Origin of the sequence: Burkholderia sp. COPS, assembly GCF_019425585.1 — a bacterium.
Lineage (GTDB): Bacteria > Pseudomonadota > Gammaproteobacteria > Burkholderiales > Burkholderiaceae > Burkholderia > Burkholderia cepacia.
This window is the reverse complement of the sequence record NZ_WIXR01000012.1, coordinates 76659-99987: the sequence shown is the minus strand read 5'-3', so window position 1 is coordinate 99987 and position 23329 is coordinate 76659. Positions and strand designations below refer to the sequence as shown.

At 63.7% G+C, this 23329-nt stretch carries 20 protein-coding genes and 1 riboswitch; of the genes, 5 read left to right on the top strand and 15 right to left on the bottom strand.

Annotation, left to right across the window (positions count from 1 at the left end; translation table 11 throughout):
- Positions 1 to 88: 88 nt before the first annotated feature.
- Positions 89 to 268, top strand: a complete 180-nt coding sequence (locus FOZ70_RS09965) for an acetoacetate decarboxylase family protein (protein WP_219705730.1) — start codon at positions 89 to 91, stop codon at positions 266 to 268.
- A 589-nt stretch (positions 269 to 857) separates the two neighbouring features.
- Here FOZ70_RS09965 and FOZ70_RS09960 read toward each other — a convergent pair.
- The 5 genes from FOZ70_RS09960 to FOZ70_RS09940 all read right to left on the bottom strand — a co-directional run bounded on the left by FOZ70_RS09960 (position 858) and on the right by FOZ70_RS09940 (position 6170).
- Positions 858 to 1196: a hypothetical protein gene (locus tag FOZ70_RS09960; RefSeq protein ID WP_148668956.1), complete on the bottom strand. Its 339-nt coding sequence runs from the start codon at positions 1194 to 1196 to the stop codon at positions 858 to 860.
- Positions 1197 to 1238: 42 nt separating this feature from the next.
- A riboswitch (SAM-I-IV-variant riboswitch) is annotated at positions 1239 to 1342 on the bottom strand.
- Positions 1343 to 1540: 198 nt separating this feature from the next.
- The gene (locus tag FOZ70_RS38025; RefSeq protein WP_021160037.1) at positions 1541 to 3031 is read right to left on the bottom strand and encodes a hypothetical protein; all 1491 of its coding nucleotides are present in this window, start codon (positions 3029 to 3031) and stop codon (positions 1541 to 1543) included.
- Positions 3028 to 4050, bottom strand: a complete 1023-nt coding sequence (locus FOZ70_RS09950; protein WP_219705728.1) for a hypothetical protein — start codon at positions 4048 to 4050, stop codon at positions 3028 to 3030. The genes FOZ70_RS38025 and FOZ70_RS09950 overlap by 4 nt, the downstream gene beginning before the upstream one ends.
- A 276-nt stretch (positions 4051 to 4326) precedes the next feature.
- Complete coding sequence (locus FOZ70_RS09945) at positions 4327 to 5172, bottom strand: hypothetical protein (RefSeq protein ID WP_258025587.1); 846 nt, start codon at positions 5170 to 5172, stop codon at positions 4327 to 4329.
- Between the two features lie 182 nt (positions 5173 to 5354).
- Positions 5355 to 6170 (bottom strand): helix-turn-helix domain-containing protein, encoded by an 816-nt coding sequence (locus tag FOZ70_RS09940; RefSeq protein WP_021160034.1) that lies wholly within the window; start codon positions 6168 to 6170, stop codon positions 5355 to 5357.
- A 123-nt stretch (positions 6171 to 6293) separates the two neighbouring features.
- On the opposite strand from FOZ70_RS09940, the gene FOZ70_RS09935 reads away from it, so the two are divergent.
- Positions 6294 to 6953 carry a glutathione S-transferase family protein gene (locus FOZ70_RS09935; RefSeq protein ID WP_059654144.1) on the top strand — a complete coding sequence of 220 codons (660 nt, stop codon included), beginning with the start codon at positions 6294 to 6296 and terminating at the stop codon, positions 6951 to 6953.
- 45 nt (positions 6954 to 6998) lie between these two features.
- On the opposite strand, the gene FOZ70_RS09930 is transcribed toward FOZ70_RS09935, so the two are convergent.
- The 10 genes from FOZ70_RS09930 to FOZ70_RS09885 form a co-directional block, all read right to left on the bottom strand.
- Positions 6999 to 8087 carry a porin gene (locus FOZ70_RS09930; RefSeq protein WP_059488826.1) on the bottom strand — a complete coding sequence of 363 codons (1089 nt, stop codon included), beginning with the start codon at positions 8085 to 8087 and terminating at the stop codon, positions 6999 to 7001.
- A gap of 195 nt (positions 8088 to 8282) precedes the next feature.
- Positions 8283 to 8618: a Rieske 2Fe-2S domain-containing protein gene (locus tag FOZ70_RS09925; protein WP_021160031.1), complete on the bottom strand. Its 336-nt coding sequence runs from the start codon at positions 8616 to 8618 to the stop codon at positions 8283 to 8285.
- A gap of 3 nt (positions 8619 to 8621) precedes the next feature.
- The gene (locus tag FOZ70_RS09920) at positions 8622 to 8933 is read right to left on the bottom strand and encodes a YciI family protein (protein WP_021160030.1); all 312 of its coding nucleotides are present in this window, start codon (positions 8931 to 8933) and stop codon (positions 8622 to 8624) included.
- A 5-nt stretch (positions 8934 to 8938) separates the two neighbouring features.
- Positions 8939 to 9076, bottom strand: a complete 138-nt coding sequence (locus FOZ70_RS09915) for a hypothetical protein (RefSeq protein WP_219705726.1) — start codon at positions 9074 to 9076, stop codon at positions 8939 to 8941.
- Between the two features lie 27 nt (positions 9077 to 9103).
- Positions 9104 to 10171 carry a maleylacetate reductase gene (locus tag FOZ70_RS09910; protein WP_219705724.1) on the bottom strand — a complete coding sequence of 356 codons (1068 nt, stop codon included), beginning with the start codon at positions 10169 to 10171 and terminating at the stop codon, positions 9104 to 9106.
- Between the two features lie 8 nt (positions 10172 to 10179).
- Positions 10180 to 11646 (bottom strand): aldehyde dehydrogenase family protein, encoded by a 1467-nt coding sequence (locus tag FOZ70_RS09905; RefSeq protein ID WP_021160028.1) that lies wholly within the window; start codon positions 11644 to 11646, stop codon positions 10180 to 10182.
- A gap of 44 nt (positions 11647 to 11690) precedes the next feature.
- Complete coding sequence (locus FOZ70_RS09900; RefSeq protein WP_219705722.1) at positions 11691 to 12710, bottom strand: hydroxyquinol 1,2-dioxygenase; 1020 nt, start codon at positions 12708 to 12710, stop codon at positions 11691 to 11693.
- A gap of 38 nt (positions 12711 to 12748) precedes the next feature.
- Positions 12749 to 13243: a hypothetical protein gene (locus FOZ70_RS09895; RefSeq protein ID WP_059488817.1), complete on the bottom strand. Its 495-nt coding sequence runs from the start codon at positions 13241 to 13243 to the stop codon at positions 12749 to 12751.
- 115 nt (positions 13244 to 13358) lie between these two features.
- The gene (locus FOZ70_RS09890) at positions 13359 to 14288 is read right to left on the bottom strand and encodes a LysR family transcriptional regulator (protein ID WP_021160025.1); all 930 of its coding nucleotides are present in this window, start codon (positions 14286 to 14288) and stop codon (positions 13359 to 13361) included.
- Positions 14289 to 14446: 158 nt separating this feature from the next.
- Entirely contained in the window at positions 14447 to 15700 is a 1254-nt protein-coding gene (locus FOZ70_RS09885) for an MFS transporter (RefSeq protein ID WP_219705720.1), read from the bottom strand.
- A 941-nt stretch (positions 15701 to 16641) separates the two neighbouring features.
- On the opposite strand from FOZ70_RS09885, the gene FOZ70_RS09880 reads away from it, so the two are divergent.
- The 3 genes from FOZ70_RS09880 to FOZ70_RS09870 are packed head-to-tail and all read left to right on the top strand — an operon-like array spanning position 16642 to position 23205.
- On the top strand, positions 16642 to 19410 hold the full coding sequence (locus FOZ70_RS09880) for a type VI secretion system Vgr family protein (RefSeq protein WP_219705850.1): 2769 nt from the start codon (positions 16642 to 16644) through the stop codon (positions 19408 to 19410).
- A 4-nt stretch (positions 19411 to 19414) separates the two neighbouring features.
- The gene (locus FOZ70_RS09875) at positions 19415 to 21727 is read left to right on the top strand and encodes a hypothetical protein (RefSeq protein WP_219705719.1); all 2313 of its coding nucleotides are present in this window, start codon (positions 19415 to 19417) and stop codon (positions 21725 to 21727) included.
- The gene (locus tag FOZ70_RS09870; RefSeq protein ID WP_196487228.1) at positions 21724 to 23205 is read left to right on the top strand and encodes a virulence factor; all 1482 of its coding nucleotides are present in this window, start codon (positions 21724 to 21726) and stop codon (positions 23203 to 23205) included. Before FOZ70_RS09875 ends, FOZ70_RS09870 begins: the two co-directional genes overlap by 4 nt.
- The last annotated feature ends 124 nt before the right edge of the window (positions 23206 to 23329 follow it).

The following is a 23329-nucleotide window of genomic DNA, read 5'->3' as shown; positions in this document are numbered from 1 at the left end:
AGTTCAGAATCTAACCTCCGTAGCCGGATGCACCGCGCACGCCTGCGTCGGAGCTTACCGCAACGAAGGCGCCACCAGCCGCTTGTACATGTGGGATAAGCAATATGAAGGCACGACGATGCTTTACATCCAGGTCAGTGGCGACATGCCTGTTTCCATTGGACGCGAGATGTGGGAAGAGCCGAAGAAGACTGGTTTCGCGCAACTCTACGTCGACGGTCATCCGATGCATGGCTACGGCGAACGAAAGCGGACACTGAAGCAATAACTCAGAAATCAGACGCGCACAGCGTTCCACCTGCACATCAGTAAGGGAGGCGCCAGTGCGGGTCCCACTGGCAACGTACGTAACCGAAACTGTTGGAAAAGCGAGTGTTTGGATGTTGATGATGGACACGCAAACATCCGTCGGATTCGACGATATCGGGGCGGTCACCCAAGTCATTGATTTGCCGAGAGAGTTCCGGGCATAACCGAAACCAGCGGTGACGCGTAACCAGAATTAAAGTACCTCGGCACGTGGCAACTTCGAATAGTTTCACTTAAAGCGATTCGCGAAGTTTCACCTTACGCCCCATGAAATCCCCACAAACGTCTGCGGGGTGAGGCTTAAGCGAAACTGTTCCAACAGCAATTGCGCGTGGTCGAGGCGCGGAATGCCGCGGAAAATCGACGTCCCGCCGCGCGGCCGAGGGGCCGTCTGCAGGCCGCCGTTATTCGTGGCGGGGGGTTAACCAGGCCGCGGGCAAAAATACCGGTGACGTCCAATGTGCACGCGACGCAGAGCGCTTTCATTTGGCACCAACATCAGCCGAACGGCGACAACAATCAGGCATCGCCTGACGGCCACCCTCCGGTCAATTCCCGGAGGCGGCCGAACCGGCCCGGACGAAATGATGTTCCATCCTCGTGCGCAGCACGCCATCGAGCGCGGCAAGTCGATCGCGCAGTCGAACCGCTTGCCCTTCCGTCATTTCCCCGAGAACGATCTTCTGCTCGAGAACGTCGCCACAACGGGCGATGGCCCATCGGTCGACCGTGGCGGTTTCACCTTCAAGTACGGCAGCCGCTGTCGACACGATGCCCGGATTCAATCCCGAAACGAGATGAACCGTATGCGTGAGCGTGAAACCGGGAAGGAGGTGCGACCAGTCTTCACAAACGGTCTGGCGGGAAGCAGCGGTATCCTGGCGCATGATTGCTCCGGTTGAGTGGTTATCGAACCGGTGCCAGCCATGCTGCTCCCGTTTCGTTGCCGTAAATCGGCCGCATCGCCTCAAGGGCGTCCACCTTGCCCGGGAGGGCAGGTTGGCGTCGGATAACCCGACTCTGGATGCTTGGTTTCTCTCGTTCGACATTCCGAACGATGGTTCATTATATCGAAAAGCTCGCGTAGCGCAAGAAGTGTCGGGAGAGCGGCACTTTAGCCGGATGACCTCACCGATCCAGCCCTTGTAAGCGACGCGAAAGGAAGATCTGTGTCAGTCCTCCTCACCGCCCTCCAACCACACGCGCCCCAAACACCCCGACACCTACGCCCTCACGCGATATACCTGTTCTTGATCCGAATATCCCGCCCCTTGAACGGCCCCGTATCGTGCTCATGCACATGCACGACCACCTGTTTCGGATCGAACAACCTCGACACCTCACGAAAATCCTGATTCACGCGCTTCATGCCCTCGACCATCTCGCCATGTAGCGCCGCATCGTCGAGCGGCATCGGCGCACTGCCCAACGCCCGTTCGAGATGGAGGTGCAGGAAACTCGTCAACTGCGCATCCTCGGTCGTCGCGAGCTGGAACGTGCTGATCGCGTCATGCAGCACCGGCGAAGCGGACAGAACCTGCTCGATGTCGGACGGGAACACTTTCGCGCCATAGAACGGCACGCTCGAATCGTTGCGGCCGTACACGAACAGGAACGGGAAATGGCTGGTCCGCGCGGCAAAATCCTGCAGGCGCATGCCATGTGCCGACAGACGCCTGTTCAGCTCGCGGAATCGATACGTCCCACCCGAATCGCGAATGTTGTACCGGATCTTCGGCGCGGCGCCCGACTGCCTTCCGATAGTCACCAGCAGTTCGCCATCGTCATTCGTTTCGATCACGTAATCGAGCGCGTTGTACTGGAAGATCATCGGCGGCGTATCGCGGCCGAACAGCTCGCGGCACAACTCGGGCCGCGTGAGCAACGCACGCCGCAGGCCGATCGTCGTCGGCGTCTCGACGCCGATGTTGATCTCGAGGTCCGACGCGCCATACGACGAGATCACCGTGCTCGCCTTGCGTAGCAGATGGTCGCGCAACGCTTCCGACAACCCTTCCCCGCCGACGATGAAATCGATGTGGTACGCGCTCAGGTCGAGATCGCATTCGTCGACCACCGAGCGGATGAACGGCGGGTAGCCGAATATCAGGTACTGGTATTTCGGCCCGAACAGCTTCAGCGTGTTGATCAGCTTGGCCTTGTCGGGGCCGATCGACTTCATGATGCCGACGTCGACGAGCGACATCGACACGTTCATGCCGGTCGCCCACGGCCCGAGCGCAAAGCAGTTCAGCAGCATCTTGCCGGAGTCGCGGAACACCAGCTGATAGTTCAGTTGCAGGATGCGCTTGACGTCGCTGCGTTCGGCCGCGCTGCGCACCCAGTTGTTCGGCTGCCCCGTAGACCCCGACGATTCGTCGATGACGACGCCCGACTTCGGAATGGCGCCACCGTAGCAGCGCTGCTCGATCGAATAGCGCTTGATGTAATTCTCCTTGGTCATGGCGGGCAGGTCCGACAGCCGCCATTTGCCGCCGGCCTTGTAGCCTTCGGCCTTCAGGAACTCGATGTAGGCCGGGCACGACGTGCTCGCCTTGAGGAACGCGACGCGGGCGCGCATGCGGCCGACATAAGCCAGATAGGGCTGAAAAATCGGCGCGTTGAGGAACACATAGAGACGTCCGTCGACGCTGATCACGCGGCGAAGGAACCAGAGCGTCCAGAGAACGGCTTCGAGAAAGAGGCGAATGAGCGTGTTCATGCGGATTGCGGCGAATGGGATGGAACCGGCGCATCGACGAGGATGTCGGCAAGCGCCCTGCGTTGGCTTTGCGGCGGCGTACGCGAGTAGCCGACCTTGAACACGAGCCATGCGCGGTCGACTCCGGTATGCGCGCTGAACCACGCGGCGGCGTCGGGGTTCGTGACCAGGTTGCCGTACGGATGCAGGTACAGGCCGAGGCTCGTCAGCGCCAGCCAGAAGCGCAGCAGGAAGCGGCCCGACTCGATCGCCTTCTCCGGATTGAAGAAGTCGCCGCTCAACACGCCGATCGCCGGCACATGGCCGAGCTGCGACCGGTACCGGCGCTTGAAATAGAAGCGCGTCGGCTTGAACGTCAGAATCTTCGACAGACGCGCGGACATCCAGAACTCGGCGCGCGACAGGTTCATGCAGCGCCAGTCGAGACCGTCGCGATGTCGGGCAGTCGAGCGTTCCGTGAACCGAAACCAGGCCGTGATTTCATCGTGGTAGTCTGCGACGTTCATGTCATGAAACACGGCGTCGATGTTGGCCGCGATGATCGGCTCGATCAGTTCCGCACCCGACAGGTGCGTATATCGATGCCCCCATTCGTCGGCCAGCGCCGCCAGTTGCGTGACGGCGGCATCCGGCACCGGTGTCGGGTCCATCGAAATGCGCGACGTGCGGCGCGCCAGCATCAGCGCAGACGGATCGTCGCGCGACGCATCCGCGTGGGTGTTGGCAACGAGCCGCAACGCAGCGAACGGAATCAGCCCCGGCGGCGTCGGCCGGGACAGGATGGCCGCGAACTCCCGCACCGGGCGATGCAGTTGCCATTCGATGCGCAAGCCATGCGGTGCCGCGAGCAGATCGATCGCGTCGATGAACATGCCCATCGCGGACAGCAGGAACGCGCCGGTCGTGTCTTCTTTCGGCAGCGTGCGCGCGCCGTCGACGAACAGCTCGGCGCAATCGTCCGAGATCAGTTGCACCCGCCATGGCTGAACGTTGTGCGGCGACGGTGCGTGTCGGGCCACGGACAGGATCGTGTGCCAGACGGTAAAGCTTTCTGTGGGAATCCCCGGCATATCTCGTGGCTTCCTTGTTGTTGTGCGGCTGATTGCCGTTGTGGCGCGAGAACCGGCCCCTCTCAAGACCGGGTGAAGCTGTGCGCATCTTACATGAGGGCCGAGGCAGCCTCATGGATGCACGGGCGGCAGATCGGCGGCGATGCAACTGTCCGCGCCCCGCAGCATCGTCCTTCGTCGCATGCGGGGCCTCGTCGCCGGTCGAAGCTCCGCTCGAGAAACCCGCTACTTCGACAAATGCAGCTTCTTCGACACGACGATGCCGCTCGACTGACTCACCAGCGAGATGTCACGGATATCCATGTGCAACGTGGAGATCCTCGTCGTGATGTCGGTCGGCTCGTCGATACTCGGATCGACATGCTCGGTTTGTTCCGTCAGGTAAGGCCGAACCAGCCGCCCGGAGAAAACAAGTGCGAATTCGCCACCCGCTCGTGCGTGCTCGGCGGGCGATAGCCGCATGCGGCTACGAATCGCGGTCTTTTTGCCTTGGCCGGAATCGAGTTCGATGATGTCGACGTGCTGGATGTACCCTTTCGCCTTCGCTTCGGGTGCAATCACGAGCCCGCGCCCTCGCGGCCCCGTCGTGACTTTTCCGAGCAGGATGCCCGCGCGGTCGTTGCGCTCTGCGTCGAACAGGTCGACGTCCAGCGTCAACAGGTGCCGGCGTGACGAGTACCTCAGCCCGTACCGCACCGGCACCACGAACGTCACGTCACGATCCAGATCGACGGATGCCAGGTCGGGATTCGGGCCATGCCGGTCGACCGCGCTGGAGACCAGGCCGCGAACCCGATCGGGCAACGAAGGTGAGTGGGTATTGACGTGCAGCTTCTTCAGCGCATCCCGGATTGCAACCGGGTCGTCGCCGGCTATCGGTCGTGCCGGCGACGTGTCGGAACGGACAGCCGACGCGATGCGCGCCGTGCCGTCCGCAGCCTCCGGCGCTGCATGCGCCGCGACCGGCGCGAGCATCATCGTCAGGGCGACGATGCACGCGAAGTTCGAGCGACCCAATGTGGATTTCCGGTAAAACACGACGAACTCCCGAGTTTCTTGCAGATCGATCAACGACGTGCACTATAGGGTGGAATGATCGGCAACGCACCCGCCGTTCGACATTCACGGATGGGCGGCGCGCCCATCATAGGTTCGTCGTCGGTACGGCGGCAGGTCAACGGACACACTACCGTGTTGCCTGGGCGACAACAACTGGCGGAAAACGCGCAGCGCCCCGTCAGGAATCCGCCCACTCATCCCCGCCCGTCCTCGCGCCGATACTCCGCCGGCGCCTTCCCCACCAGCTTCCGGAAGTCGCGCGTGAAGTGCGCCTGATCGAAATACCCCAACGCCTGGGCCAGCTCCGCGAGATCGACCGCCTCGCCGCCCGCGAGCTTGTCCGCGGCTTCGTGCAGGCGATAACGACGGATCACCCATTTGGGCGTCACCCCGACATGGCTGGAAAAGAGCTGCTGCAACGTGCGTTCGCTCAACCCCGCACGCCCGGCCAGGTCCCGCACCTGCGTGAGCCCGATGTCCTGCTGCAGCATCTGCAAGATGGCATGAATACGCTCGACCTGCGGATCGGGCGGCGGCAGCACCCGCAACAGCAGCGCCTCGGCCGCCGCCACCATTCCAGCATCGTCCCCGGCGCCGAGCACGGCCGCTTCGGCTTCCGCATCGCCGCAGTCGAACAGCGTCGACACCGGCAGCACCTTGTCGGTCGTCAAATGCACCGGCTTGCCGAAAAACGCCCGGAACGCGCCCGGCCGGAACCGCATGCCGATCACCCTGCCGGCGCCCGCGAGCGTCGTCTCGAACGCCCCCGACACCACGCCGAAGATCCCCGTCTGCCGCCGGTCGAACACCACATTCACGCACGGATATGGCAGTGTGCGCTGCACGTAAGGCGGCTGGCCGCGCAGATCCCATTCGACGATCCAGTGGTGATCCAGCACCCCGGCCAGTTCGGCTCGCGGGTAATAGCGATTGAGACGGAAGCGCTGATTGATCGCCTTCGGGCCGACCACGCCCTTGGGCGTGTCGGTCACGTTACGCAGGTCGGCCATGGTCGGGGAACCGGTGAGGTGAAGGCGCAATGATGCACCGCCACAGCGGGTTTTTCCAAGACGAGGGGGCGCAACCGTCCTACATTCGAGTCCCTGCCGACGAACGCACCACCGGAGCCCGCCATGCCGCAAGACCGTCACCTGATCCTGTTCCACTCTCCGCGCAGCCGCTCGGCCGGCGTGCGGATGCTCCTCGAGGAACTGGGCGCCGCCTATGAATTACACGCGTTCGATCTCTCCACCGGAAAACACCGCGACGCCGAATACCTGCGCATCAATCCGCTGGGCAAGGTTCCCGCGCTGCGTCACGGCGACGTGATCGTCACCGAGCAGGCGGCCGTCTACATGTACGCGGCGGAACTGTATCCGGAAGCCGGCCTGTCGCCGGCGCCGGGCGATTCGTTGCGCGGCCCCTATCTGCGCTGGATGACGTTTTATGGTTCGTGTTTCGAGCCGGCCGTCGTCGACCGATCGATGAATCGCCCGCCCGCGGCCTACTCGACGTCGCCCTACGGCGACTTCGATACCGTCGTCGACGCAATCGATGCGCAACTGGCGAAGGGGCCTTACCTGCTGGGCGAGCGCTTTACCGCCGTCGACGTGCTGTGGGGCTCGGCGCTGAACTGGACCACGATGTTCAAGCTGGTGCCCGAGACGCCGCGCATTCGCGCCTACATCGACCGCGTGCTAACACGCCCGGCCATCCAGCGCGCGCAGGCGGCGGATGCCGCGCTGGCGGCGGAGCAGGACAAGGCCAAAGAGGCGGCCGCAGCGGCGGGGTAATCCATTGGCGGGCCGACCTTGGCACCGGATCTGCCCGCCGCCCCGTCAGAACACCGTATGCAGCCCCACCCGCGCCACCGTCTGGTTCGCCGAACCTGAAGCCCCGTTCGGATCGAGCACGCCATTGACCTGTGCATTCGCGCCGCTGTTCGCGCGTTGGTAGTCGGCCGACACATAAACCATCGTCCGTTTCGAAAACAGGTACTGAAGCGCCACACTGACCTGATGCGCGTGGTTGTCGTTCACCGCTTCGTTGCCCTTCATGTACATGTACTTCGCGCCCAGCACGACATCGGGCCTGATGTGCCACAGCCCGCCGGTCTCCGCCATCCACACGCCGGCATCGTTGAACGCGTTGCGCACGGTCGTCACCAGCGCACTCGCGGTCACGGCGCCGAAGTCGTAATGCATCCCGACACCCCAGTTGCGCACGCTGGTGGACGGCACGCCAGGCGCGGGACCGTACTTCTCGTTCGTGTAGGCCGCACCGACCCCGAACGCCCCCATCTCGTAGTTCACCCCGGCGCTGACTGCATTGTCCGCGCCGACCGAGCCGGCCACCCCGCCGAACGCGTACATCACGCCGCCGGAAAAACCCGCGACCGTCGGCGAGCTGTACTTGACGGAATTCGCGATCGGCTTGCTGCCAGCCGTGCGATCCCAATCGAACGCACCGGTCGGATTGCCCGGCAGCGCCAGACGCTGGAACGGGCCGTTGCGAAAGCCGTACAGCCCCGAGATATCCCGAGCGATCGCATTCCCCTTCGAAAAGAGCGAATCCACCATGAAGTCGTACTGGTTGCCCAGCGTGATGCTGCCGAACCGGTTGCTTTCGAGGCCCACATACGCGTTGCGTCCGAAAATCCCCGTCCCGACGATGCTGCCGTTCGCCATCGAGAACTGGTTCACGAGCGCGAACGTCGCGCGATACCCGCCACCGAGGTCTTCAGTTCCGCGAAAGCCGAAGAGATTGGGCGCGAATATGCCGTCGTCGAACTTGACGTTCTTTCCGCCGCCCTCGTTGCTGACATAAGAAATGCCCGCGTCGATCAGACCGAACATCGTCACGCTGCTCTGCGCCGATGCACCGTGCGCCACGGCAAGCATCATCACTGCTCCAAACCTGAGTTTCATGTCGTCTCCGTCTTTTTTATGAAAATGCGAGGCCGCCACCCGCTACGTGGCGGGTGCTCGCTCGGTGCTTCAAAGGAACTTGCGCTCATTCAGGCGGAACCGAATAGCGCCTGAACCATGGTTAGCTTTACTGATTGATCAACTCGATGACCACCACATTAATCGTCCCCGCCCGTGCTCATCGAAACGCGTGAATCAGGCGCCCCGATGGATGATCCACGCGGTGGAATCCACCTCGACCGTCACGGCCTCCAGCGCCGAACCCGAGCAAGGCCCGTCGATACATACGCCATCGTCGAACCGGAACAGCGCGCTGTGATGGGCGCACATCAATACCTGCGACCGGTAACAGGAAACGCTACCCGGAACGAAATCGAGCGGCACCGAGAAGTGCGGGCAGCGATTCACATACGCCCACACCTGCCCGCCGCGTCTCACGACGATCACGGGGCGTCCGATGCAGGCCTCGTCGACGACCCGCGCGCCGCCGTCGGGCACATCGGAAAAACGGCAGAGTTGTCGGGCTTCCATGTCTCACACCCGCTGCTCGGGATTGCCGAGGCTCCAGTCCCACGGCCGCACTTCGACGTGCGAAAACAGCCCTTCCTTCACGTACGGATCGTTGCCGACGAACTGCATCACCGCGTGAATGTCGTCCGCCTCCACGACGAGCAGCGTGCCGTTCATCGCGTCGCCGTGCGGGTCCAGCGTCGGCCCGCCGAGCCGCACGACCACGCCGTGCTGGTCGGCCGAGCGCAGGTAGGTTCGATGAATCGGCCGCATGCGGTCGCGCACGTCGCGCATGCCCGGCTGGTCCGTCGCAAACACCGCAAAAAATCGCGCCATGTCGATCAACTCCGGTCGAGGACGAACGCGCGAAGTGGCCATACGACGCACCGCACGCGCAGGTGCGCGCATGGCGTGCCGTCGAAGCCGGCGGCGACCTGCCCGGTCAACCCGGCATCGCCGTCATGGTGGTCATCGCTCATGTTTGTCTCCATTGACGCGCGAGCCGCTCACCGCGGCGCGCGTCCTTCCCATGCATCCTGAAGCAGCGCGCGAATCGCCGCGCGTTCGATCGGCCGCGGGTTCGCGTACGGATTGCGACAGGCGAGGTCGGCCGCTTCGTCGAGACCGCTCTCCGGCATCCCGAGATCGGCGAGCGCGGGTGCGATGCCGAGCCGCGCGTTCAGCGCGAACAGCAGCGGGCCGGCTTCGGCTGCGTCGTTCCCGCCCAGGGCGCGCGCCACGCGGCGCAGCGCATCGGGCGCGGCGGCATGGTTGTAGTGCGCGGTATGCGGCAGCATCGCCGCATGCGTCTGCGCGTGCGGCAGGTTGAAGGTGCCGCCGAGCGTGTGACACAGCTTGTGGTGCAGCGCCATGCCGACCGCGCCCAGGCAGGTTCCGGCGAGCCACGCGCCGTACAACGCGCGGCTGCGCATCGCGCGATGTTCAGGATCGCGCACGATCACGGGCAACGCTTCACCGAGCGCGCGGATCGACTCTTCCGCCATCAGGCTGATCACCGGGTTCGCGTCTTCCGCATAGAGCGCCTCGACGGCGTGCGCCATCGCATTGATGCCCGATGCCGCGGAAATGTCCGGTGGCAGCGACACCGTCAGCGACGGGTCGTAGATCACCGTACGCGGCAGCACCCGTGCGTCGCGCCCGGTGCGCTTCAGCCGGCCCTCCGTGAGCCCGAAGATCGGCGTCATTTCCGAGCCGGCGTACGTCGTCGGCACGGCGAGGATCGGCAACACCGACTCGAGCGCAATGGCCTTGCCGAGCCCGATCGTCGAGCCGCCGCCGATCGCGACGCAGCAGTCCGCGTCCAGCTCGGCGGCCATCTCGCGGGCGGCATGCGCGACCTCGACCGGCACGTGCATGACCGCCTGCGCACAGATGCCGGCCGCCGGCTCGCCCAGGATCGCCTCCACGCGCTCGGCGAGCGGCCGCTGCTCGGGCGTGGACAAGACAAGCGCGCGGCGCGCGCCGAGCGTCGACAGCTCGTCCGGCAGCCTCGCGAGTGCGCCCCATTCGAACACCACGCGGGAAGGCGTGCCCTGATAGACGAAGCGATCCATGGAAAACCTCAGCGCTTGAAGTGCGGCGGCACGTTGCCGTCGACGTTGACCCACACCGATCGCGCTTCCGTGTAGTCGTGCATGGCCTCGAAGCCCATCTCGCGGCCATAACCCGACTTGCCGACGCCGCCGAACGGGCTGCCCGGATTGACACGCTTGTAGCAGTTGATCCAGCACATGCCTGCGTTGATCCGCGATGCCATCCGGTGCGCGCGCGAGAGGTCCTTCGTCCAGAGGCCGCTGCCCAGCCCGTATTCCGTCGCGTTGGCGATGGCCAGCGCTTCGTCGTCGCTGCCGAAGCGCAGCACCGTGACGAACGGGCCGAACACTTCCTCCTGCGCGACGCGATCGGCCGCGCTCCTCGCTTCGATGACCGTCGGGCGCACGTAGTAGCCGCCGGCGAGCGCCGGGTCCTGCGGCGCGCTGCCGCCGGTGAGCACGCGGCCGCCCTGCTCGCGCGCGACGTCGACGTATGACAGCACGCGATCGAGGTGCTGCTTCGAGGTCAGCGGCCCCATCTCGGTATCGGCGTCGAGCGGGTTGCCGATGCGGATCGACGACGCGAGCGCGACGAATCGCTCGAGGAATTCATCCGCGATGCGTTCGTGCAGCACGAGACGCGAACCGGCGATGCACGCCTGCCCCTGGTTATGGAAGATCGCCCATGCGGCGCCGTTGATGGCCGCGTCGAGGTCGGCATCGTCGAAAACGAGGTTGGCGCCCTTGCCGCCCAGTTCGAGCTGCACGCGCTTCAGGTTGCCCTGCGAAGCTTCGACGATCCGGCGGCCGGTGGCCGTCGATCCCGTGAACGCAATCTTGCCGACCCCCGGATGTTCGGCGAGCCGCTGGCCGGCCGTATGCCCGTAGCCGGGGACGATATTGACGACACCGGCGGGGAACCCGACCTCGGCCATCAGCTCGACGATGCGCAACGTCGACAGCGGCGTGATCTCCGACGGCTTGAGCACGACGGTGTTGCCGGCGGCAAGTGCCGGGCCCATCTTCCAGCTCGTGAACATCAGCGGAAAATTCCACGGCACGATCTGGCCGACCACGCCGATCGGCGCGCGCTGCACGTAGTTCAGGAAGCCGGTTTCGACCGGAATCACCGAGCCTTGCAGCTTGTCGGCCATGCCGCCGAAGTAGCGGAAGCAGGCCGCGGTGCGCGGCACGTCGAGCGCACGCGAATCGCGGATCGGGTGGCCGGTGTCCAGCGATTCGAGCTGCGCCAGCTCCTCCGCGTTGGCCTCGATGGCGTCGGCGAGGCGCAGCAGCAACCGGCCGCGTTCGGCGGCCGGCAGGGCCGACCATTTGGGAAACGCGCGTGTGGCGGCTTCGACGGCGAGATCGACATCCGCCGCGTCGGCTGCGGCGATCTTCGTGATGACGGAGCCGTCGTGCGGGTTCAGCACGTCGATCGTGGCGCGGTCGACGGCGTCAACGAAACGGCCGTCGATGAAGAGTTGGGTTTGCATGAATCGTCCTCGGTACAGGGCTGAAGCGGAAGCGGCTGCGTTGCTCAGAACTCGATCGGATACGGCGCGAGCTCACCGCTCTCGTAGCGTTGCGGCAGGTCCGGCGTCGCGTTCTCCCAGACGAGCAGCATCGAGCGCTTCGTCGAATAGCCTTGATGCCGGATGTCGGCGGGCATCGCGCAGATGTCGCCGGCGCGCATCGTGACGCGTGCGCGCGGTGCGCCGGTGTTCTTGTCGCCGATGTCCCACACGATTTCGTCGGACAGTTGCAGGAACCATTCGACGCGGTCGTTGCCATGGAACACCGGCAGGATGAATTCCTCGGTGGTCGGGCAGAACAGGCTGCGCCCGCAGACCGACGTGACCGACGGATTCCACGTGACGTCCGAACGCGACAGATACTTGAACAGGTTGAACGCGTGCAGTTCGCCTTCGAAGCCCGGCTCGACATGCACCTCCGGTTCGTCCTGCGCGACGTCGAGGAACGCGCGGTTGACCGGCAGGTCGTCGCGCAGCGGCGAGTCGCCTTCGAGGCCCGGCATGCGGCGCGTCGCGATGCGCGTGCGCTCGATCGCCGCGCCGTTCTCGCCGTGCTTGCGCCCGAACGCCGTGCCCGTTTCCTCGGGCGCCGCGAACGGATCGAAGCCTTCGTTCGTCCAGTCGTGCAGCATCGCCTTGAAGGTCGCCATGATCGTGGGCGTTTCGAAGGTCTCGGTGTAGTCGACCCCGGCGTCCTTCAGGATGCCGTTGAACGTGCCCGCATACATGTCCACCTTGCCGTAGTGATTGCGCGTGCCGAACACGTGGTCGAAATTCACCCAGCCGTAGAAGAAGCCCCACGCCACGTCGCGCATCATCGCGCGCAGGAACGCGTCCGCCGGCATCGCATGCGTGCGGGTCCGGCCTTTCGCGGGCCAGCTGATCTTCACGAAGTATTCGTCGCGCTGGAACGCGAATTCGCCGAGCTGGAAGCGGCGGTAGCCGGTGACGGGATCGGCTTCGGTCGATCGCACCAGATCGGCGGCAAAGCCCGTGGAAAGGTCGAGGGTGTCGAGGGTGGCCATAGCGTGTCTCCTGGGAATGTCGAATGAGGTCGGACGAATCAGTGCAGGCAGATCTCGGCCCACTTCTCCACGGACAGCTCGCCAAGGACGGTCTGCACCAGCGCGACGCCCGGCCGGCTCGCGGTGAAGCGGTATGCACAACCGGCCGGCAGCAGCGCCTGATGGCCCTTGCGCAGCACGACATACCCCATCTTGCGGCCGGCCGGCTGGGCGCCGGCGCTCACGGTGCCGCGCCCCGGTTTCGGCGGCGAATCGAGCTTGATGAAGTCGATCCGTACCTCGCCGTCCATCTGGATCACGAACTCGTCGTGCGAGCACGCGAACCACGGCGACTGGCCGTCGGTCCGCAGCACTTCGATCACGTATTCGAGGTTCTTGCCGGCGACGACCTTTTCATACGGCGCCGATTTCGATGCGACCTCGAACACGTTCGAGAACGCGTAGTGCCGGGCGCTGCCGCTGGTGATTTCGATCTCGCCCTTCCGGTAATGGTCGAGCGAGCCAAAGACGGTGTGGAATGCCGTGTCGGTCATTGCTGTCTCCTGAGTTGAACTGCTTGTTGGATTCAACTCTAGGGGCAACGCACAGCAGCAACAAGGCAACGGACGGCGATTACGGCATTTGCGTTTCGCGAATAATCCGGGCGGTTCAACGCACCCAGCCGCGCTCCACGAGGGGACGATCCCACGGGGATTCGTCGCCGATATATTCCGCGAGGAATTCGACCAGCGCCTTCACCTTCAGCGCCTGTCGCTGCGTTGCGGGATAAACGGCGGCAAAGTTCAGCGGCGCGAGCTGATAGTCGGTCAGGATCGGTACCAGGCGGCCCGCGACGAGCGCATCGCTCGCCACCAGAGTGGGCAGGCACACGACGCCACCGCCGGTCAGCGCGTATTCGCGCAACAGGTGGACGGAGTTCGAGCGGATCATGCCCGGCAGCTCCATTTCGACAACCTCGTCGCCGCGCGTCATCGTCCAGCGGTTGCGCGACGGGTAGCCGGAATACAGCGCGGTCGTGTGCTGCAGCAGGTCGCGCGGATGTTGTGGTGCACCATGCGCGTCGAGGTAAGCGGGCGACGCGCAAAAGAGGCGCCTGACGGTGAACAGGCGCCGTTCGATCAGCGACTCGGAGATCGGCGGAAAGATCTGGAATGCGATGTCGAACCCTTCTTCGACGGGGTCCACCACACGGTCGTTGACGATGACGTCGATCTGGATGCCCGGGTAGCGCCGGTTGAATTCCATCAGCGGCGCGCCGAAGTGATCGAGCGCGAAACCGGGCAGCATCTGGATGCGCAGCCGCCCGGTGGGCGTGGCGCGCAGCTCGCGCATCTGGTCCGTCAGCTCGTTGACGCGCCCCACGACCTCCGCGCACTCCCGATAAAACGCCTCGCCCACTTCCGACAGGCGCACGTGGCGAGTGCTGCGATGAAACAGCGGCGCGTTGACGAACTTCTCGAGCTGCTGGATGCGGTTCGTCACGACCGAGCTGGTCACGCCGAGCTGCCGCGCCGCCTCGGCGAAGCTGCTCGCCTCCGCCACCCTGACGAATGCCTCGATGCTCAGAAACCGGTCCATGTCGCGCCCTTTTTCGACAGCGAAACCGGCAGTCTACCCGTGCGGATATCGGGTTGTGTCATGCGGGAGGCGTCACTGTGTCACCCAATCGATGTCAATCGCCGGCGGCGGCACCCGCCGCATGCCGCATGCCCTGCCCTGCCTTGTTCGCGCGGGCCTTACCGCGACTGCTCGCCGGCCGCCAGTTCGGGCTGCACGGCCACGCGGCGCTGCAGCACGGCAGGCGCGGTTTCCTTCAGCAGCAGGCTGACCAGGATGCCCAGCACGACCGCGCACATCGGCAGCCACAGAATGTTCTGGATACCAAAGTATGCGGCGACGTAGCCGCCCAGCGCCGGCGCGATGCCGCCGCCGAAGATCTCGCCGACGCCCACCACCACGCCGATCGACGTCGACACGAGCCCGACGGGCGCGGCCTCCGTCGCCACCGGGCCGGACAGCAGCGACACCAGGCCGAGCGTGAAGAACGACGCGACGAACAGCACCCCGAACAATGCGAGCGGCTCCGGGCCGAGGCCGCGGAACAGATAGAGCATCACGGCCGTTCCCGCGAAGCCGACGATGCTCGCGAGACGGCGGCCGACCAGGTCGGACAGGCCCGGCAGCCCGAACTGCCCGAGAAAGCCGCCGAAGCCGATCGCCGACACGACGAGGCCCATCTTCTGCGTGCCGAGCGCCAGGTAGTCGGTCAGGTACAGCGGCAGCAGCGCACCGAGCACGAATACGCCCGTCATCGCGCAGCACAGTGCGGCCATCGCCACGAGGATGTTGCGGCTCCTGAGCACATGGCCGAGCGATGCCGGCGCATGTTCCGATGCGACTTCCTTCGCGACTTTCGGCTCGCGGATCACGAAGAACATGATCGCGCCGAGGATCAGGCCGGGAATGGCCACGAGCGCAAACACCCAGCGCCACGACACGAAACCGAGCAGCTGCGTCGCGATGATCGGCGACAGCGCGAGCCCGAACAGTGCGAAGCCGCTTTGCTGCAGGCCGAGGTTCAGCCCGCGCCGCCGCGGATGCGACGCGTCGGCGGTCGCGGCAAAGCTCGTCGGGCAGAACGAGCCCTCCGCGACACCCATCAGGCCGCGAATCGCCATCAGCCCGAGCAGCCCGCCCGCGAGCCCCGAGAAACCCGACAGCAGCGAGAACGCGATGATGGCAGGAATCAGCACCTTCCTGCGGCCGACCTTGTCGGAGACGCCGCCCATCAGCGCCGCGAAGATGCCCCACGACAGGCCGAGCACGCCGATGCAGTTGCCGACGTCCTGCGCGTTCAGGTTGAGGTCCTTCATGATCGAAGGGAACAGCGGCGCGATCAGCCAGCGGTCGAGGCCGACCAGCCCGAAGCCGAGCGCCAGCAGCGTGACCGCCTTCCACTCATAGGAGGTATCCCACTCGTTTGCTTTCATTTCCGTCTCCGTGGACACAGGTTCGCCTGCGCGCGACGGAGCGCCTGCGCATCAGCCAGGTCCGATGGTTTTTGTGTGCGATGTGAATCGCCGGGAAGCGCCGGCTTCCGCTCCGGTTCGACGTATCGAATCCGGCGAGCCGACGGCACAACGATAGGTGCAACGCCAGGGATCGGGTATCGAACGGGCGGCGAACGCGCCATTCGCGATATGCAAATAATCGGCGGCGGTGGGCGGAAGTGACGGTGGGAAGGCGCGCAAGGAACGGCCGTGGGGGTGACGTGACGCGCGATTGTGCGTCACGGGGGAAATCCCTCATGGACATCCGGATGACCGGGGGCTGGTTCGCTCACGCCCGGCATGCACCCGATCCGGCGAGGCCGGACGAAACGTGCGGGCAACACATTTCGTATGACAAAAGATGCGTTTCGATCGTCGCGCTTACGCAGTTGCGCCATGGCGAGCCGTGACGGAAACCGCCTTCCACACTATCAAACCGAAAACGGCAAAACTGCTGTCAAGCAGATAGCGCATACCGAATGCACGAGCACGATCCTGCACACATCGATTTTTATATTTCAAATCCGCCTTATCCATACTCGAATTAAGACAAATCTAATTTCCAGTTAAAAACACCCAATCCGGTTCGGCATAGTTGCCCGCAACCTTCACCTCCGAACCTTCCGGAAATGGATAGCGACAAATACCACCCCTGACGAACCGATATAAGACTTTTCCAATTAAAACAAATGACTCAACCAAGTCATAAAAATGTCGAACACCGTTTCAGTGCGAATTGATTTTCATCTCAAAATACCAATAAACCTTTAAAAGCCCCATTGTTTGATATTCTGCGCAGCGAAATCACGATTACCGCTTCTTTACCGCACCGAGAATTCGACTCAAAAAGATCAAGCCTGAAAAGCAACGAGATTGCCGTTATGTCGATAGCAACAGCATTACGAAACTTTGCGTCCGGTCTGGTCGACTGGAACACCCGGCCCGTCGCGCTGCACTTCGGGCAGGCGCAACACGCGGTCGGCCATCTGCTGGCGCTTCATCACGCCGATATTCGCGAAGGACTGATGTCGGGAATCGACGGGCAGCTGACCTGCATCTCCACCCATGCTCATCTGGCGCCCACGCTGTTTCTCGGCCTGCCGGTGTCGGTCCGGCTGACGACCGACCGGGGCGACGTGCGGGCGATCAACGCGATCGTGCACGACGTGCAGGCCGGCCAATCCGACGGCGAGTTGACCGTGTACCAGTTGCGCATCTGCGATGCGCTGTCGTTGATGGACCGCCGCATCAATTCCCGCGTCTTCCGGTCGCGAAACGTCATCGACATCCTCGGCACGCTGCTGAACGAATGGCGGCAACGCAGCGCCGCACTCGCGCGCGCGTTCGATTTCGACCTGTCGGGATTGCGAGCCGAACGTTATCCGGCGCGCGAACTGACGCGGCAGGTCAACGAGTCGGACGCCCGTTTCGTGCGCCGGCTGTTGCGACGCGAAGGCATCACCGTCTTTGCCAAGGCGTGGGCGGTCGACAACGCGCGTGGCTCCACCGACGAGCGGCCGATCCACACGCTCGTGTTCTGCGACGACCCGCTGCGATTGCCGGAATCACCTGCCGGTACCGTACGCCTGCATCCGCGCGATTCGGGAACCGCACAACGCGATACGGTGACGTTGTTTGCGCATCGTCAGCGCCTGTCCCCCGGCAAAGCCAGCCGTCCGTCGTGGGACTACAAGAAGGCGCGCATGGACGATTCCGCGATCGCGACGAGCATCGATCAGGGCGACGCCGGCAATGACCTGGCCCGGCTGCTGACCGATGTCGCGATCGACATTCCGCACGTCGGCGATTCCTGGAACGATCACGACCGCATCACGCACGACCGGATACTCGCCCACCAGTTCGCGGCGGAGCGCTACGACGGTATCGGCCACGTTCGCGACATGCCGGTCGGTTGCTGGTTCACGCTGACGGGCGACCCCGAACTCGACATGAAGCCGGCCGAGCAGCGGCAGTTCGTCGTGACGTCGGTACGGCACAATGTCCGGAACAACCTTCCCAAAGACCTGACGAGCCGCGTGACCATGCTGTACGCGGCCAGCCGGAACCTCGCGCAAGCCGACCCAACCACGCCGGGCGATGCGCCGGAACAGTCGGACACACGCTATGAGAACCATTTCACGTGCGTGCGTCGCGGCGTGCCGCTCACGCCGTCCTACGATCCGAGAATCGACCTCCCACCAGCTCACCTGCTGACCGGCACGATCGTCGGCACGCAGGGTGAGGAAGTATTCTGCGACGCGGCCGGCCGCGTGCGCGTGCGGATTCATGGCTTCGATCCCGCCGATCACGAACACGCGCAAGGCGCCGGAACGAACGGATCGGCCGGCGACAGCGCACCGATACGCATCGGCGCGAGTCTCGCGGGCGGAAACTTCGGCACGCTCTTTCTGCCCCGCGTCGGGATGGAAGTCTTGCTGGGCTGCCTGTCGGGCGATCCGGACCGTCTGGTCATCATCGGAGTGCTAAGCAACGGCGCGAACCCGGCCGCGACGTTCACGCATACCGGCGCGCTGCCGGGCAACCGCTACGTGTCCGGGATCAAGACGAAGGAAATCAAGGGCCATCGGTACAACCAGCTTCGCCTGGACGATACGCCGTCGCAAATATCCGCGCAGCTGGCGAGCGAGCATGCGCATACCCAGTTGAACCTGGGTTATCTGACGCAGCCCCGCAAGGATGGACACGGTGCCGATCGGGGCGAAGGCGCGGAGTTGCGCACCGATGCCGCGGCGGCCTTGCGCGCGGCCCAGGGCATCCTGTTCTCGACCTATGCGCGCACACGTGCGACCGGTAGTCAGCTCGATCGTGACGAACTGATTCAGTTGCTCGACCAGTGCATGATGCTGTTCAACTCGCTCGGCGACTATGCCGGTCAGCACGGCGGACGGGCTGCGGATACCGCCGGGCAGGAGAAGATCGTCGAGGCGTTCCGCCACTGGAAGCCCGACCTTGCGGAAGCCGGTTCGGCCGGCGACACGTCCGCCTTGATGGCGTTCGGCGCACAGGCAGGATCGCTGCACGTCACGCCCAGGACGCATGTCATGTATGCGGGCGAGAACATCGACCAGATTGCCCAGCGGCACGTGCAGGTCGCGAGCGGCGAACGCATCAATCTGCACGCCGGCCATGGCGTCGCGATGTTCGCGCACAGCGGCGGCGTGTCGGCCATCGCGAATCGCGGGAAGGTGACGATCCAGTCGCAGGACGACGACACGCAGGTGGATTCCGCGAAAAACATCCAGCTGACCGCGGCCGGCGGCAAGCTTGCCGGCATGGCGAACGATCAGGTCGTGTTCGTCACGTCGGGCGGGGCGTACCTGAAGCTGAACGGCGGCGACATCGAACTCGGGTGCCCCGGCACGTTCACGGTGAAGTCGGCAGGCCATGCGTGGGGCGGCCCGGCCAGCATGAGCACCGATATGCCGGCGTTCGACCACGCCCCGCTCGGCCGTGTACCGAAACTCGTTCGCTCGACCGACGGCGATGCGGTGGCAGGGTTCGACGGGCAAACGCAGAGGGGGGCCGGTGCGCCGTCGAACCTGACCACCGACGCGGCCGGTGAGCTGCCGGCGGTGCATGGCGATCGGTTCGACACGCTGTCGGTGCGGTTCATCAAGAAGGATGGTTGAGATCATGACCGATTCGATTCTCGATCCTCGGCCGGTAGCGAGTGCGCACGTCCATGCGCCGGTCACGAAGACTGATGCTCCCGACGCGACGGCATCGCGCTCTTCCCCACCGCCTATCGTCGTCGGCCGAACCCAAGGGCCGATGCTGTTCGACAAGGACAAGCGGCTCATCTGCGTCAAGCAACTGCCGTTGCCCGGCGTCGTCATCTTCGTCCACGGCGTCAACTCCGAGGGCGAATGGTACAAGGCGTCCGAAGAGGGACTGTGCAAAGGCCTGAATCGTCGGCTGGGACGGCTGGACGACCAGATGAAGTATCACGGGGTCGACGCCGGGCAGTTGACGCCTGCGAAGTACACCGAGAGCGTGACGCCGGAGGGGTTTCTGAATCCGGAGCTTTGGGCGGGAAACTACGTCAAGCCCGATCCATCGTTTTCTCCGGTCATCCATTTTCGGTGGGGCTACCGCGCGACTCTGAAAGAGCTGAAGGAATACGGCGACAAGATCTTTCTCAACGAAAAGGATTATTGGGGAGGTGGCCCGTTCACCAACGGCTGTTCGAGCCTGCCCGATCTCTGGCACGGCGGCCTCGACGACCGCGCCATGGGCTGGATAACCGTGCAGGGAATCAACCCGACCAACCGGCCCCTGTATCGCGCGCCGCCGCGTGCGTATGGCGTGCTTGCCGCGTTGCGGCTTGCCAAACTGATCGAGTCGATCCGGAAGATGCGCGCCGACGTGCCGATCACCGTCGTGTGTCACAGCCAGGGGAATATCGTCGGCCTCACGGGTGCGTTCTTCGGTGACGCGTTCCCGGAAGTGGAAGATCCGTGGGGACGCAAGGGGCGCTGCGTCGCGGATGCCTATGTGTTGGCGAATGCACCGTACAGCCTGGCAAACAGCGAAGGCCCGCACAAATCCGACACGTTCATGGACGCGTGGTCGCAACGTCTGACGAAGGACGCCACGGGCCGTCGCGGCCGGCAGACCTACGCGTCGCGCACTCAAACGCTTCGCACGTTCTTGTCCATGATTGGCGACCGCGCCGACCATGAACCGTCGCCCGACACAGTCGATGCCGACATGGCAAACAACCGGGTATCGCCGACGAGCGACAAGTCGTTTACCGCACAGGCCGACCGTGCACGCCACGGTCTGAACGGATCGACGTATGGGCGCGTCACGGCGTATTGCTGTCCGCACGATCAAGTGATCTCGGCGATCACCGTGCAGGGTATCGGCTGGCGCGGCATCGACAGGCACGAACTGGCGGATATCGGCGTACACGGTGTCCTGACGCAACGCGTGTTCGCGTCCGGCTTCGATGTCGGTGTGCAGAAGCGCTATCGCTATTGGGAAGACGACTGGCGTTACGGCAAGAAAGGCACGAAGCGGGGCTTCTGGTATCCGCCCTCGCCGCCGGCGAAGTTCAATCTGGTTGGTGCGCTCAAGGGAAACGAGTCGATCTGGGGGATGGCGGCAACGCTGTTCTCGGCGCCGATCATGTTCGTCGCGACCGGGTTCAGTTCGGCAATGAACATGTTTCGCGTGAATGCCGATCCGCCGAAGGGTTGGGAGATATTGGCGGACGCACCGGCGCTGGACGAGACGTTTCCGCCGCAGGCGTTGAGGTTCGACAAGCCGATTCTGACCGAGGACGGCGAAGCAACCAGTACCTTCAACGAAGGCAACGATCCGCCCTCCGCATGGCGCGATGCGAGCAAGGCCGACGCGGACAAACAGGCCGACGATCCTTACGACCAGTACAAGGCAAAGAACAAGGACGGTGACGCGCACGGTACGGCCACGAGTGAAGCCGGGCAGCGTTACGAGGACCGCGCCCTGATGCGGATGGAGGCGCGCCGCACGTTGAACACGGAGTGGGTCAACAGCGATGGTCACGTCATTGGTGAAGACGGCAAAAGCGCTCTACCTGAAGGCTACAAGGAATGGCGAGACAAGCAGATCGTGGATTGGCTTGATCGCGGTACGACGAACAGCCCGACGAACCACTCGACGACGATGACCAATCCGGAGCATGCGGAAAAGGCGCTGGCGTATGACGTGGCGATCGGTCCTTGTTACCTGACGCCAGAACAGATGGAAGCGCTGCGGATTGAGGCAGATTGGCGGATGGGGGAGGGGATCCCGCGCAGCAACTCCGTCGGGAAGTATTACACGTACTTCCTGGACGGCTCGATTGACCAACTACCTATGCACGAGTGGATACATGTCAATGACGGCGAAGGCAATATGCCCGGCAAGATAGCGGACGAACGCGAGGGCCAACTCTTTCTGAAGGCGGGGGGGCCGCTATGAAGACGCTGATCGCCACATGGCCGAGACGCATCATCGTGACGAGCGTGGTGTGGTTGATCTCGGTCTTGCTAATGCTTGTGCTGAAAGAGTATCCAGCACATTCGAGCTTGGTCGTACGTGAAACAGGAGATTGGATGAAACGACTAGTCATTTTGCCCGGACTGACGGCGCTCGTGGTGTTCGTATTCACTACGGCGATGACTCGTCCTGCGCAAGCCGAGCCACACGCCAGTCAAGACGCGAGTATGGCTGTTCCGGCTGAAGAATCTGCCAAGCCATTCGTTGCGCAGGTCGTTGGTCTTATTTGGATGAACCCCTTGCAGCGCCGGGACTACCCGACAGAATGGCAAACGTTATGGGCGCAAGGCCTTGTCTTGCCGAACAGGAACGACGATATGGTGCGCACCAAACCGAAGTCGTTCCAGACGCTGCAATCGGTCGCTGGAATTGCCTACGGAAACCAAGGTGCCGAAACGTTCAGGGGCTTCTATCGCAAGTATATGCAAAAGTTCCCTCGGTTTATGCGTTCGCGCTATGCGATGAGCGCGAAGTACTTCTACACGGTGAAACCGGATAACCGCAAGGATTGGCACGAACTTGCCGGAATTCATGTCGAACTGGCGATTCCACCGAGACTCGATATTGCCGAGTCGGAAGCGGACCTGGCGAGCGAAATCAGCCAAACGTTCTTTATCGGCAATCCGTATTTTCCGGAGGTATGGAGTCGCGATACCCCACCCGATGTTCGGGGCACGCAAGGCGGCCCGAATGCTGGCTTCACATCGCTGAACAACGCGCTGGACTACCTGCAGGCGAACCCCGACAAGAGCGTGTGGGTGATGAATTGGGATGCGCCGAATTTCCCGCCCGCCGACGCCCAGATCAACGAAAACCTAGTCGTACTGTTCCTCGCCGGTCCCACCTTCAACACCGAGCGCGAACCGCTCGCGTGGATCGGCAAGGCAGCGACCGGCAACACCGACGCGTTTTCGAAAAAGGCCGGTACGACGCGAACGGTGCAAGCCTGGAAGGCAACCATCGACCAGGCGGCGCGCAACGCCGGAATAGGGGTGTCGGACATCGAGTACATCGTTCACGATGCCGGTGCCGGCAGCGATGCCGCAACGGTTCGTCTCGTCGGACTGTCGCAGACATTGACTGAAGTCTTGCCCGAATACGACCACAAGAATCAGACGTTCAACACGGCAGCATTGCTCGGCGACATGGGAACCGGTAGCGCATTGACGGACGTCGTGCTGGCGATCGGCCGGATCAATCACTTCGGCGGTAACGCGTTGGTTGCCGGCACAACGGACCCGAAACATCCAGTTGCCGTCGTCGTGACGCCCCCGTCGAAACTCACACCGATCGATCCGGACAAGGACTGGTTTCGCGCACGCGGCGAAAACAACGCTTACCTGCCGTGGTGGGGGCGTCGTCACGATACCAATTACGGGATGCAGGGCTATTCGTGGTGATGCATGCCGACGCGCAGCGCGTTGAGCACGAACGCGCTCGCCACACCGAATTCCGTCGAGGATGACACTCCACAAAGCCATCCGAATAGCAAGACGAGCGCGGAGGCCAACTCTATCCGACGGC